Source organism: Bradyrhizobium sp. USDA 336 (assembly GCF_044908355.1).
In the GTDB taxonomy this organism is placed as follows: domain Bacteria; phylum Pseudomonadota; class Alphaproteobacteria; order Rhizobiales; family Xanthobacteraceae; genus Bradyrhizobium; species Bradyrhizobium yuanmingense.
Genome location: NZ_JBIYDC010000002.1, coordinates 807,685 through 821,090 on the forward strand (window position 1 = coordinate 807,685; position 13,406 = coordinate 821,090).

The 13,406-nt window shown below is 62.6% G+C and carries 12 protein-coding genes; 1 reads left to right on the forward strand and 11 read right to left on the reverse strand.

The genetic code is table 11. The annotated features are described in order from the left end of the window. Positions 1-129: 129 nt before the first annotated feature. A complete protein-coding gene (locus ABIA45_RS04670; protein ID WP_404651180.1) occupies positions 130-513 on the forward strand; it encodes a hypothetical protein in 384 nt (127 codons plus the stop codon). Positions 514-1,511: 998 nt separating this feature from the next. Here the strand turns inward: ABIA45_RS04670 and ABIA45_RS04675 are convergent. The 11 genes from ABIA45_RS04675 to ABIA45_RS04725 all read right to left on the reverse strand — a co-directional run bounded on the left by ABIA45_RS04675 (position 1,512) and on the right by ABIA45_RS04725 (position 13,382). Continuing rightward, positions 1,512-1,757, reverse strand: coding sequence for a hypothetical protein (locus tag ABIA45_RS04675; protein WP_404651182.1), 246 nt, complete (start codon positions 1,755-1,757; stop codon positions 1,512-1,514). A 630-nt stretch (positions 1,758-2,387) separates the two neighbouring features. Next, positions 2,388-3,149 carry a glycosyltransferase family 2 protein gene (locus ABIA45_RS04680; protein WP_271544563.1) on the reverse strand — a complete coding sequence of 254 codons (762 nt, stop codon included), beginning with the start codon at positions 3,147-3,149 and terminating at the stop codon, positions 2,388-2,390. A gap of 141 nt (positions 3,150-3,290) precedes the next feature. After that, positions 3,291-3,797, reverse strand: a complete 507-nt coding sequence (locus ABIA45_RS04685; protein ID WP_157280578.1) for a hypothetical protein — start codon at positions 3,795-3,797, stop codon at positions 3,291-3,293. A gap of 4 nt (positions 3,798-3,801) precedes the next feature. Beyond that, positions 3,802-4,308 (reverse strand): hypothetical protein, encoded by a 507-nt coding sequence (locus ABIA45_RS04690; RefSeq protein ID WP_404651184.1) that lies wholly within the window; start codon positions 4,306-4,308, stop codon positions 3,802-3,804. A gap of 159 nt (positions 4,309-4,467) precedes the next feature. Then, positions 4,468-5,508, reverse strand: a complete 1,041-nt coding sequence (locus ABIA45_RS04695; RefSeq protein WP_404651186.1) for a Gfo/Idh/MocA family protein — start codon at positions 5,506-5,508, stop codon at positions 4,468-4,470. A gap of 2 nt (positions 5,509-5,510) precedes the next feature. Beyond that, positions 5,511-6,716 carry a class I SAM-dependent methyltransferase gene (locus ABIA45_RS04700; RefSeq protein ID WP_404651187.1) on the reverse strand — a complete coding sequence of 402 codons (1,206 nt, stop codon included), beginning with the start codon at positions 6,714-6,716 and terminating at the stop codon, positions 5,511-5,513. Between the two features lie 9 nt (positions 6,717-6,725). Further along, positions 6,726-7,931: a class I SAM-dependent methyltransferase gene (locus ABIA45_RS04705; protein WP_404651189.1), complete on the reverse strand. Its 1,206-nt coding sequence runs from the start codon at positions 7,929-7,931 to the stop codon at positions 6,726-6,728. 244 nt (positions 7,932-8,175) lie between these two features. After that, positions 8,176-10,128: a hypothetical protein gene (locus tag ABIA45_RS04710; RefSeq protein ID WP_404651191.1), complete on the reverse strand. Its 1,953-nt coding sequence runs from the start codon at positions 10,126-10,128 to the stop codon at positions 8,176-8,178. A gap of 261 nt (positions 10,129-10,389) precedes the next feature. Then, positions 10,390-12,150 carry a hypothetical protein gene (locus tag ABIA45_RS04715; RefSeq protein ID WP_404651193.1) on the reverse strand — a complete coding sequence of 587 codons (1,761 nt, stop codon included), beginning with the start codon at positions 12,148-12,150 and terminating at the stop codon, positions 10,390-10,392. Positions 12,151-12,154: 4 nt separating this feature from the next. Beyond that, positions 12,155-12,739 carry a WbuC family cupin fold metalloprotein gene (locus ABIA45_RS04720; RefSeq protein WP_404651194.1) on the reverse strand — a complete coding sequence of 195 codons (585 nt, stop codon included), beginning with the start codon at positions 12,737-12,739 and terminating at the stop codon, positions 12,155-12,157. Continuing rightward, positions 12,717-13,382 (reverse strand): class I SAM-dependent methyltransferase, encoded by a 666-nt coding sequence (locus ABIA45_RS04725; RefSeq protein WP_404651196.1) that lies wholly within the window; start codon positions 13,380-13,382, stop codon positions 12,717-12,719. Before ABIA45_RS04725 ends, ABIA45_RS04720 begins: the two co-directional genes overlap by 23 nt. Between the last annotated feature and the right edge of the window lie 24 nt (positions 13,383-13,406).

The window sequence follows — 13,406 nt, forward strand, 5'->3', positions numbered from 1 at the left end:
TGACAGCCATCCGCCAACAGATCCAGCGCGATCGGGAGCATGCGGCGGCCAGGGAGGACCTTTCGACTAAGGCGGAGGCTGGCTGCGGCGCTTGCCGTCGTCTCCAGCGCCTCAGCGGAGGGCTGAGCCATGGCGAAGCAAAGCAGAAGCCCATCACCCCCACGGGCATCACGCGGCGTCGCAACGCCGCCAAGCGTCGGCGGCTACGCCTCCGGACACCGTTGGGGCTCGACGCCGACGGTGCGTCGTCAGCGCAGAACATCAACCGGCGCCCTGCTGTGGCTCGCGATCGAACGGGGACTGGAGCGAGCTCCGAAGGTCGGTCACGCGCCGAGCGCCGAGCTGTGCGACCACTGCCGGAAGCACGGGATTAACTTCGACTGGATGCTCGACGGCGATCTAAAGGGCCTCCAGGCCATGATGGACGCCCGCCGCGGCAGGATGACGGCAGCGAAGCCCGACAGCCTCGGGGCCAAGCTGGCGCGCCTCTCAGAGCCGAGCGGGAGGTGGTGAGGAGAGTTGTCGAGGAGCTGAGCCGATTAAGCGTCGCCGTCGAGCACACCGGAAGCGGGACCGCCAGCGCCTGATGACGCACCGCCGACGGCTGAGGCGGTAAGGACGAGGCCCGCCGGTGCACGCTGGCAGGCTCAAAAATGGCGATAATATCGGCGCCGGGGACCGCGATCGTAATAGTCGCCGCCGTAGTACCCCTGTCGCCCCTGCTGAAACTGCGGGGGGACCGTTCCGTTGGGGTAGCATCGTCCATCTCGGATATCGACGTCGGCGCCGTGGCCGCAGGGCACCGGGTATCTGCCATAGCCATAGCCGCCCCCGCGATAATAGTACTGCCTCGCGGCCTGTTCTTGAGGAGGAAGGTACCCGTTTGGATAGCACATGCCGTCACGGGCGCTCACGTCCCAGCCGTGGCCGCACGGTGGAGGGTGTCTGGGCACGCCATACTGGACCTGCTGCCTGGGCGGCTGAAAGTCCACGGTCGGCAAAGCCTGACCCGCGAGTAGCGCGGCGGCGAGCCCAATACTAATCATCTGACCACCTCCATGAGGCGCAGCGTGCTTCAGCGGGTATGAACCCCTCGTGAACAACACGGTTCACGCTCGCGGGCCTTTCTAGCCCGCGAACTGCGGCGGTGCCACTCTCGAAATCCGGCCTGACCTCAGCTCCGCGGTTGCCGCAACCGGAGCACACGAAGCGCGGCTCGACATCAGACAAGCGAGCATCATCGGGCTAGCGATCGGCGGCCGCAATGGCAATAGACCAGGACGCCGCACAAGCTCATCTCGCGCATCCCGCCGAAGGTGATCTTGATCGGCCGGCGTCGGCGTGCGTGGGCGTGTGGCGTCGGGCAGGGCGGGGCATGCCGCCATGGAAGCGCGGCGGCGGCGAGAGTCAAATTGTCGATTACTGGCGGATGGGAACGCGCGCGAGCTACTGCCCGTCGTGGGCGGCGAGGAACTGGCTCGCGTCCGCCGCCGGTTCGACGAGCAGTAGATCTATTGATCGACCGATCCCACGATCGTAATGCGGCTCGTTGGCGCGACGCGTGCAGCGCGTTTCGGCGAAGAAGCCACAATTGTCGTGTTCAACAATGTTACCTGAGCAGGTCCGTAAATGCCACCCTGATGCGCATCGTCACATGACAACCAGCCATCGGCCGACGAAAACGCAGGAGCAAGTTGTTCGCCGGTCGTGTGCTGCGAGAAGCCACTTCCATCCGCGGTTTGACGAAACACGGTCAATGAATCTTCCTCCAACCTTCGAAGGTCCGCTGGTCTGAGATCGCGTCTTGAGGCCCCAAAGCGTCCCGGCGCTGAGAGCTTTGAGCGGAATCAGCACCTCGAGGATATCGCAAAAGGTTCGGATCAAATTGACGAGGCGCTAGGCCGCCAAGGTGCTACCGCATGCCTGTGGCTGTCGACTTGACGTGTACATGGGCCGCCCGAGTCTTGTCCGCGCCCATGAAGCACCAGCATGAGATCGACGAACTCGCACGCATGGGGCGCATCCGCCTGGAGTTGGCATGGCGCCGGCCCTGTCGGAGGAGCGCGCCGGCTCAACAACTACCGGGCCGCCGCCGATCAGCGTGACCAGCATATATCTCGGACCCAAGCTCGGACCCAAAGGCGAAAACACAGGATTGAACTGGCTGGACAGGGCGGACTCTCAGGGCCTGGAGCTGCCTGAGTTACCAACTGAAAAGAACAGGGCGGCACTGTGGTACAATGCCGCCCGTACTTCAAAACCGGGGGTCGCAGGTTCGAGCCCTGCCCTCCTGCCAGCCAAATCAATCACTTAGACTAGATTCGGCGGGAGGGCGTCCCGCGCGCAGGAAATCTTGCAGTCGCCGTGCTGGACGTGCCGTTCCGGGCCTAGCGCGCCGGGGTCCGTTCCGCGTCGGCGGGAATCTGTCTGAGGTTGACGTTCCGGATGGGAACGCGGCGCAGCAGCGAAAGGATGGTCCCGCCGAGCTCGAGATAGGTGCGCAGCCGCAGCGCGCGCGACGAGCCCCTCAGCTCCGCGTTCAGGCTCACCGGAACCTGGACGTAGGTGAGGCCGAGCTGGAGCAGGGAGATCAGCGCACAGATCTGGTAGCCGTAGCCGTCGGCCTTGACCGCGATCTGGCGCAGCCACTTCACGGGATAGACGATCATGCTGTGATAGTCGGACAGCCAGAAGCCGAACAGGCAGTTCAGGATGAACCGCAGTGAATGCGACTGCAACGAGCGGTTGACCGAGCGGTCCGACTGGTTATCGCGATAAGTAATGACGAGGTCGGCGGCGCCCGCCGCCTTGAACATCCGGGCAATACCTTCGTTCTGGAAGGCGTGATCGCCGGGGATGAGCGTGATGGCATCGAATTTCGCGCGCGACAGCGCATATTCGAAGCCGGCACCGACACCCCGCGGTTCGGCATTGTGATGCACGATGATGCGCGGCTCGCCGGCTGCGAACTCGTCCATGATCGCGCCGGTGGCGTCGGTGCTGCCGTCGTCGATCAGGAAGATCTCGAAATCGTCGAGCAGCTCCCGGGCGAGCGGCAGCACGCCGTCGATCGTGTCGGCGATCTTGTCCTGCTCGTTCAGAGCAGGAATGACGATCGTAAGCCTTTTTGCCGCTCTCGAAGGTGTCATTGTATGCGCCCGTTGGCGGGGCCACTCTGTCCCGGTGGCCCCATGCAAGTCTAGGTCATCTGAACCGGGCGAACAATGCGGCTCGCCGGTAGGGACCCCGCACGAACTGCATGAAACCGGCAATGTGTGTGTTCCGCGCAACTAGTCGGAAAAATCATAGAGGCTGGTGTCGCCAATGCCGAAGGCGCGGCGCAGCCGTCCGACGTGGCCTGCCATATTCCGGCCCGCCGCCGTCGCCGCGAAGTGCGAATCGGACCGTTCAACCAGGCCGCCATCGACTAAGTTCCCAATTCGTGCGCGGAACAGATCTGGAACCTGCCCGTCAGCGATCTCCGATAGCGGTGCCCTGCGATCGGGGCGATCGACGAGACTGAGCAGGATGCCCAGCGAAACCGATTTATAAACGGCGCCAAAGGCGAACACGTAAGCCATGACACAAAATCCGAAAATCGATGCGGCGTCCCAGTACTGAAGCTGCGGGACGAAGAGAATTCCGAGCATCACCCCGAGACCGTGCGAGACAACCGTGGCAATCGCCAGCAGGGTCACGGGTCCGAGCGGCCATGCGCGTGCGCGGGCCATGAACTGCAGGGCAGGCGCCAGCAGGGCGAACACGGCGACGGCGGCAAGTCCGACAGCAAAGGACATCGACTCACCCAAGGCCTGTCGACAGACGAACGAGCTTGACGAGGTGCGCTACCGCAACTCCCTTGGTGGTGGGGGCAAGCCGGCCGTCCGCCGTGATCACCATGCCGGTCCCGATCAGGAGCTTCAGGCGATTGTGCGTGAAGGTGCCGAGATCTCCACCTTGCATGTAGGCTGTCGCCCATTGCTCCAAGGTGAGAGGACGTCCAGCCTGAACGAGTGCGGTGAGCAGCGTCAGCGTGAAGCCCCAGGCCAGCAGGCTGAACAGGATGTAGCAGAACATCATTGCGGTCCCGAGCAGGAAGAGACCGCCAAACACGTCGCCAAGGTGGCGCTGGCCTGGAAGGGCGATACACGCGACCGCGTAAAGGATGACGACGCTGATGCAGCCCAGCCGGAAGCGGCGGCCGGATCCGCCGGTGGCGGCGATGCGCGCGTAACACAGCAACAGCAATGGAAAGGCGATGCTGAGACCAATCGCAGCGGCTTGCGTCGGGCCCGGTAGCATGTTCATTGTGGAAAATCGTCCCGGACGCCTCTCAGGCCAGTCAGAGCGAAAGTCTATAGGAGGTCGTATTTTTCAGGTCAAGGCAGCCCGGCGCCTTTGACTGGCGATTGTCACGCGGACTCGCGTGTGTCGCGATGGAAACGGCTGGCTGCGCAAACTTGCGCATCACGCGATGCCGTCAGCCCGCCGCTTGTAGACCATTTCCGCCAGTGAGATGTCGGTCACCGAGTCCGCGCCGGAGGCCAGGGGGGTGCGTCCCTCGGCGATATCGGAAACGAAGGCGTCGGCCTGGCGCCGAAATGCCCAGCTCTTTTCACCCGTCAGACGCGTGCTTTGACCATTGTGCTCGACGATGACCTTCGCCTCTCGCTCGGCAAAGGGTGGGGGCAATTTCAAGGTCACCGCGCCGCGCTCGAAATCGATCGTCAGTCCCTCGCGCCAGGCTCCCTCGGACCCGTTCACGAGATCCAGCGTACAAGCGATGCCGTCGAAGTCGAGGGTGATGCGCGCGGCTCCCGAAATTTCGACGGAACTGTCGGCGACCGTTGGCGATGATCCGAGCAGGTAGCGCGTCAGATTGATGATATGGCTGAAGACGTTCAGAAAGTTGTCGTAGCCGGCCCGCATCGCGCTCGGCATCCAGTCGGGACCGTCCTGCCAGAGCTCGATTCCGTCCGGCCGTGTTTCGCCGGTCATGACGAAATTGTCGCGCGACCGGCCGGTGTCGCCGCCAAAGCACCAGCCCTTGGCGCGGACCACCCGACCAAGCGATCGGTCGTTGCGCAAGCGCGTCAGCACCTCGAGCGCGCGCGCCACACCGGCATCGTGACGCTTCATGTAGCCGATGCTGTAGACGAGGTTTCGCTGCCGCGCCGCTTCGACCAGCAAATTCGCCTGAGCCGACGTATAGGCCATCGGCTTCTCCGACAGCACGTGGCGGCCGCTGTTCAACGCGTCCAGCACGATTGGACCGGTGGCTCGCCGCTTCGTCACGACCACGACAGCGGACACCGCAGCGTCCGCGAGCAGCTCCCGATGCGTGCCGTAGACCTGCGAGATGCCGAACTTCTGCGCTGCGGCGGCAGCGAGCTCCGGCCGGAGATCGGCGATGGCGACGACGCGGCAGGCGGGATTGGCGACGAAATTGGCGAGGTGGCACATCTGGCCGACCATCCCGGTCCCGATGATGCCAATGCCTGGCCTCACGGCTATGATCCCTTGAAGCGCTTCCGGATGACGAGGAAATGCGCCGGCTGTCCCCAGGTGTTGATGAACGCCGGATCTGTCTGGGTCAGGGCCGTGACCGCGGGCGCATCGCGTCGCCCGATCGCGGCGAAGATGCGGTGGAAACTGTCGAGCGTCGCAACGATGGTTTCGATGTCGGAAGCATCGTCCGCGAGAATGTCCGTCGTTCGGATCGCCTCGCGTAAGGACGCAAGGCTCGCGATCACGCGCGGCAGGCTCTCGCCGAAGGGGGCGTCGATCATCGCGTCGACGTCGAGAATCAGCGTCTCGATCGATGCCGAAATCGCCGCCACGGCATCGGCCTTGCCGACCAGGTAGAGCTTGCGTCCGCCGAGGAAGCTGAGGCGGCTGCGGTCGAGATGGCGCGCCGCACGCCGCAGCTTCTCGTCGGCGGAGAGAACCTTCTTGTGCCAGTAGACGTCCAGGCTGTCGCGATAGGCTGGCCACGCCGAATGAATGTCGAATCCCTGTTCATGCGCTGCCGTGCACAAGGCGGCTGCGTCGAGGAAGTACCGATGCCGGACGAAGGGATTCTCGAGCACGTCCATCAGCCAGGATTCGAAGCTGCGGGTGTGCGGAATGCTGTTCCATTTCGCGTCGAAAAGCGTCTTCGCGGTTTCGAGTGCAGGACGGCCCGACAAAGCCTTGCCGGCGGCATGGATTGCCTTGAGCGCGAGCTCGAAGAAGCCGCCATAGCGCTCGTAATAGGACACGACGGCGAAACCGTCCGGATTGAGCAGCCGATGGAAGACGCCGAGCCAAGTTTCGGTCGGCTGCACGGTGTAAATGAAACCTTCGGCATCGATGATGTCGTAGCGGCGCTCGCTGCGAAATCCCTCGACATCGGCCAACGCGAGTTCGCGCAGGCGCTCGCTCAGGCCAAAATGCGCGAAATAGGCCTCAATTTTCGGATGCGCATGCCGGTTCGGTTCGGCAAGCGCCATGTTCGCGCCCCAGCCGGCAAACACCAGCGCATTCTCACCGGAATCTGGACCGAATTCGAGCACCTCCGCATCGCGGAACAGCCGCGGCGGCAGCACGAGCTTGTCTGAAAACAGCTCGTGCCGCTGGCTGGCATATGCATCGAGTTCCGCGGCCGATTTGAAATTCCCGAACGTCGGTAGGACGTCCTGACGTTCGTAGTAATTGAAGAGCTTCTCGTCAGCCATGCCGCGTCCCTAACCCAAGGCCGCCTCGAGCCGGTCGAGCTCGCTCCAGATGTCGGAGGGCGCGAAAATCGAAACGATGTGCAGCGGCCGCTTCACGTTCTCGCGCAGCCGGCCGCTGACCTTGGCTTCGTTTTCCTGGTTCACGGCGAGAAGGCAGACGAGCGGCTCCGACTTGCCGACGAGCTCGTCCGGCGAACGGATCGGTATGCCGGTGCCGGGCAGGAACAGCCCCTGACGCTCCCTCTGGTCGTCGACCGACAGGTCGACGAGGTCCGCCAGCTCATGCGCGTTGGTGAAGGTGCAGGCGCGGCAGCCCGCGCCGTAGATCGCGATCTCGGCGCCGCTCGCACGGGCCTTGGCGAGGACCGGTCGCAGGCGCGCGCCGTACTCCCTTGCGCGCTGGCCAAATTTCTCACCGACGCCGGAGGACGCAGGAGGCGGCGTCACGTCACGGGCTGCACGACGGGCGGCGACAGCGAGGCTGCCGCCGCTGAAATTGTACTTCTTCACCGACACCGCCTCGAAGCCGTGGCGGGCCAAGAGCGCGAGCAGGGTCGGCTCGGTGAAGTAGCTGACGTGCTCCTCCCACAGCACGGAGAGGTCTCCGGCCGTCGAACCGGGATCAAAGTCGGGCACGTCGATGAACAGCAGCCCTTCGTCGCTGAGCGCGATCTTCACGCAGTCGAAGAAGTTCTCGAAATCGACGATGTGCTCCAGCACCTGACGCGAGACGACGAGGTCGAACTTGCCGGCCTGGGCGACCGCGTCATGACACAGCGCCGGGCTGATCATGTCGGCATAGACCTTGATGCCGCGCTCGCGGGCGATCTTGCCCGACACCGGGTTGGGCTCCACGCCAACCAAGGTCTTCGCACCGCGTTCGCGCAGCTTGTCCATGAACAGGCCGTCGTTGCATCCGATCTCGAACACGGATTGATGCTTGGAGAATTTCGCGATGGTGTCGAGCTCGTCGACCTGGTGCGGCTCCGGCTTCCAGCTGCTGAAATTGTAGTTGAACTGGCGATACAGGATGTCCGGATCGATCGGCTTGACGATCTGCGGCAGGCCGCAATCGCCGCACACCAGCACCTCGAACGGATACCGCTCCTCCTGCTCGTTCCGGCTGCGCCGAAGCCGATGCGCGATCGGCATTTGTCCGAGGTCGATGACCGGTCGCAGGTTGGACGAATGGCATAGGCGGCAATGATCGGTCACTGATTATTCTCGCATTTGGGTAGGTCTGACGAGGCGACCTTCAATGAAAACCGGCGCGGCCTGCAACGAGATCGCCGCGGATACATCATATCCGGGTTACGCGGAGCCTTCCTCCAGCCTATGCGTCCTCGGCCGAAGCAGGTAGCAGCCGTGGATAGGTCTTGCAAGACGTGCCGCCGTCCGTCAATCGGAGGTCGACGCGGCCGGCTATGTGCGCGCGCGACGGCTGCGAGCACGGTCGACGTCAAGGCCGCCGCCGCTCGAAGAGTGTCAAATTACCCCTGGTCTCCACTGCCACGAAATCTCGCTTGATCCGCTTCATGACCTCTTGGACATGGGGATACTCCGGCCTGCGCTCAACCGTGCTATCATAAAACAGCCGGTCCGCCGGGTTCATCGAGCGATCCAGGAACCGCGCGTCAAAGGACACCAAGAACGGCATGAAATAGGCCATTGGTGCCCGATGAGCCTGCGCCAGATGGGCCCAATCCCTGAGGGCAATGACCAGGACCCTCTCGTCTGGCCTGGTTTTATCCTGGATGAACTTCGCATCAGCCTCGGTGATCTGGTCAAGGTCCTCCTGCCACGTGACTGGTGGGCTCGACACGAACGGCCACCTCAGAAGGCTGGGATAAGTTGCATACGATCTCAGGCCGTAGAGGTGGGGATTGTTCTTGTCTTGCACGAACAGCAGCGCAAGAATCGTCGCAGCGGCCGCTATGGCGCCAGCGGCTCTTCGGAACGACGGTTGCCACCCGGCTGAAAACTGGCGGATCCACCAAGCCGAGACGATCACCAGCGGCAACGCGTTCTGGTGCCAGACAGCGTCCAGCGTCCGATTGACCCATTTGATCATCAGCGCCATGCCAATCATTGACAGCGTCAGCAGAAGTCCGGTCACGAACCGATCATGCCAAGAATCGGAGGGCCGTGACAGCCGGATCGCGGCCCAGCCGACGGTGATACATCCGACGATCTGCAGCGGCAGATTGTAGATGATGCCCCAGCCCAAGTCCCATTTGATGGGCGTGCTTCCCCACCCGGTCCCGTAGAGGACGAGTGGGCGGAAGCATTCGATCAGAAACTCCAGGGAGAAGGCTCTCGTGCCGAACAGCGCCAGGCACATCAGGATTGCGGCACCAATCGATGTGACTGCGAACACGAGTGCATTGCGATAACTCGGGAAGCCTCCGGCCGTCGCAGCGACGAAGGTACCCGTCACAAGGAAGAACAGTCCGATCTCGGTCTGCCAAAGCAGTGAGATGGCGCACATGATAGCCGATACGATCAGCCATATGAGGCGCCGGGGAGCGGTGCAGTGCAGGCTGATCGCGAGTGCAAAGACGATCAAGAGAGGAAATCGCGTCGGGTAGGCAGACGGCGAGTAGAACTGGCCGGTTGTGGAGAAAGCCAGCACGGCGAGAGCCGTGATGATGGCGATCGCTGCAAGTTTCGACCGGATCAAGTAGCTCAGAACAAAGTAGGCCTGGACGTACGTCGCGAGCGTGATCGCGATGTTCAATCCGACCGCTCGCATCGCCGCCGATTTCCAGCCATCTCCCATGATGAGATGAAAGAACCAGCCGAGCGCGGGGCCGTAATGCGAATGGAAGTCCAGTCCTGGAACGAGACCGGGGGCATAGCCATAAAGCGCCGGACCGATGAAGTAACTTACCTTATGCGCTTCGTCCCTCACGGCCGCTGTCAGGCCTTCGAGGTCAGAGGGAATCAGCAGCAGGGCAAGGAATACGATCGCAAGCAGATCGGCCACCCCGACGCTGAAGCGGGTGTCGGCCGGGGGTTTTGCAGCAGGAAAGTAACTGTTGGCGCCTCGATTGAGGCTGACGGCGATGGCCGCGGCGGCGAGCAGGGCAATCGCGATACCGGGGCTGCCCATATCGTTGGCGGCGCCGAGTGCAAGGTAGACGAAGCTCGCCGTGATGACGCTCAGCGCGAGCGAGCCCGATGATCGATGCGTCGCATACAATGCAGCAGCTGCCGCAATCGGCCCGGACAGGAAGAACGAGCCGTAGAACGCCTTCTTGCAGAAATCGCAATTCCTGCCTGCCAAGGCCGTATCGAAGCCTTCGACGAAGCTCGATTGAAACGATGGAAGGTGGTTTTTCAACAGCAGCAGCACCACGTAGGCGACGGCGCATCCCAGCAGGGCGGCCACAACTGCTCTGGCGGCGACCAAGTATTCCCTTGTATATTGCACTAGGAGATCTCGAGGTCGGCTACGATCGACGTCGTAGAGGAGGCTGCGTCGAACACAGCGGAAATCTAACTTTCTCTGAAATCACGTCCAGTCCCCAATTACCCGAACTCCCCGTTGCGAGGCGCTTCTACCACCACAGCGTTCCCTGAACAATCCCGCGAAGCCCGCGGTTGCATCCGGCATGGCAATGTTCGTGTCTGGATGACGGGCGCTTGGAACCCTCCATGACTGACGCATGCTCTAGCGAACTCCAGAGGCAGCACCTTCACATGCGGGGGCCGGCAACGCCAGCAACCAGGCTGCGCCTCGGACGCCAGGGCGGTTGCAGGGAGGCCGATACTCGGCTCTCGCTAGGGGGGCCGGCTCTCCATCCTTCAACTGCATCAGTTCACCGCGGCCCTCCGTGGCCGAGGGGTTATGTCCGAGGATCGCTGTCAGAAGCTCGATGAACCCAATGTCGTCGGGCAGCGGAATTCCCGGGGCGGCGCGATAGCGCCAGGTCTCGCGGCGGGGCGGACAAGGAAAGGTCTCGAGGTAGGAAACCGGGCAGTGGCCGCTCATAACGAACTGAGGATCGGTAAAATCCCCGCAGTAGTCCGTGTAGATAAACGACCGCTGGCGATTTTCGTCCCGCAGGATCGTCTGTGCCACGTTCATGTCATTTCCGCCAAGGCATCGTGAGCGGAACGTGAAGACGTGCGAGTTCTCGAATTGGAGCTTCACGACCTTTGGCTCGGGGTCCGCGAGCAAGGCTGCTCGGACTTGCCGCAGCATGTCGCTGCTGAGCAACCCGTCGTACAGCAGCCATTTGGTATCGTGAGCCGACGACAAAGCGAAGATCGCGATCAATCCCCCCGCGGCTGCTGCGCGTAAGCGCAATCCGGGGATTGCCTGTACGACCGTCGCCATCAGGATCAAGACGCCGAACTGCGAGGGAAAGAGTAGCCTGGACTCGCCCCGCGTCACGTCGCCATAAACTCCGGTAAGAGCGTAGGGCAGCGCGCCGATGAGGGCAATCGCGGCTCCCAGCACCAGTAGCAGAAGCATCGCATTCGTGGTCGAGCGGCCGTTCAGCAGCCAGGGCGTCCACAATGCTGTCGATGAGAACCGGGCAAAGACGGCGATCGCGGCCAATGTCACTGCCGCGAAAACAGGAAGCCCCAGCAGCGCGACCCCGTGAGAATATGCGTAGCTCAGGCCGCTCGGGAAGGCCATGAGGTGCGCATGGAGCGCATTGGCCGTGATCGAGAAATCGTTCGCGAAACTGTATTGTCCAGCGTAGTGACCGCTCTTCCCCAGAATTGTCAGTCGCAGAACGATCATGGCTGCAACGGCCAGCCAGAACGGTACAAGACGCGCGAGTTTCTGCCTCCAGCGCTCGGGACCAGACCAGGCGAGCACGACGCGAAGCGGTTCGAGGGCGATCAGAGTCTCGAGCGACAACGCGAACAACAGACAGAAAGGTGCGCTCCATCGAAGCGCGCGCACCTTCGAATAGGAAAGCTCGTAGGACAGCAGATAGAAGAGCAGGAAGAAGTCGTAGACCGCGTTGAGTGTCAGGCGAATTGCATAGAACGGGCTGAGCAGAAACAGAGCCGTGACAAGACCGGCGATCCGTCTGGTATAGGATGATCGCGACAGGACGGAGTGAAGCAACACGCCGTTGACCAGATGGCAGGCTAGTCCCACGAGCCGCGCAGAGACATCGGGAGTATCGTTCAAAAGCGTCACAAACAGCGTCATCGGGATTGCGAAGCCGGCGTGTGCCGACTCCCACAGCACGCGAGCGACGCCGGCGGCACCTTGAGTCCAATAGATGTAGTACACAGTCCAATCGTCGCCGAAGACCTCACGCGCGAACAGCGCGGGCACGGCCGCAACAAAGGCGAGAACCAGAGCGACGTAGACATACCCAATGCCTGCCCCCTCCGCTTCCCGCAGGGCTGCAGCTCTTGGATCTGCATTCATGCGAGTATCATCGAGCCCGACAGGGATGGTCATGCTCCTAAGCTTTGCCTCGTCTGTCCAAATACTCCTCAGCGAGTGTACCAATTCTTGTGACGTAGTCCTGCACCGCGGCAGCCTCGCTACCATCAGGCGCCCAATCGGGAAATGCCGTGCGCGAAGGATCGAACGGGCCGGCGGTGGTTTCGTGAAATACCAGCCATTCCGAGGTGATCAGGATCGAGTGGAAGACCTGTTCCGGCATGCGATAATAGCAGCGTTTGCCCCGACCGTAGGGCGCCATCTCGAGCACCTCGCGAATGCTGCCGTCGTCCTCGAAGATCACGACCTGCGCGGTGCCCTCGATCACGTGGAACGATTCAGGCTTGCCAAGGTGCTTGTGCGGTCGCACGTAAGCCTCGCGATGATGCACGATCAGCATCTCGTGCAGTCCGGACGAGGGATCGGGATGCGTGCACAGCCGGCTGCGTAGGCGCGGGTTGCCGGCGGCGATGCGTTTCAGCTCCGCGATCGTGGCGTCATCCGCGGTGACGATGGCGTCGTCCGAATAGTACACTTCCGGATTTTGCGCGCGCAACGAGGTCGGCCGGTGCAGGCCTGCCTCATTCGAAGAAGATGAACCCATGGTCGCCCCGATACCCGCATTTGTCGTAGATCCAGGCCCATGTTTGCGGACCGTGGAAGCTCAGGCAGGTGAGCTGCCAGTAAAGCAGATTGGCCTTCTCGCGCTCGTTGCGGAAGGATTCGACCATCACATATTTCGAGGTGCCGCGTCCGACCCGCTCGATTTCAGGCACCGCGCGGAACACGTCCTCGAGCGGAAGGTTGTGCAGCACGCCGAGCGAGACGACCAGGTCGAAGCTGTGGTCGGGGTAGGGGAGCTCGACGGCGCTGCCGACCTTCAAATGCGGCCGCACCTCCTCCTTGGCGTTGGCGATGCCATACTCGGAGATGTCGATGCCGGCGACCTCAAGGTCGGGGACGAGCTGAGTGAACTCGTAGAGCAGGTAGCCCTTGCCGCAGCCGACGTCGAGCACGCTCATGCCCGGCTTGATGCCGTAGCGATCGATCAGGGTCTGGGCGAGCGGGCGCCACCGTCCGTCATAGCGATAGCCGCCGTAGCCGTAGCGCCGGTCGCCGTCCCAATAGTCGCGTCCCCATTGCCGCGCCACAGTGGCGGATTCCGCCTTGTCGTGCTCGACCACGCGCTGGACGTAGTCCCGCCTCGTCGATGCGTGCATCGGCTGGAGCAGGTTGATCTCGGTCATGGGGCCCAACTGCTCCGCGGCATC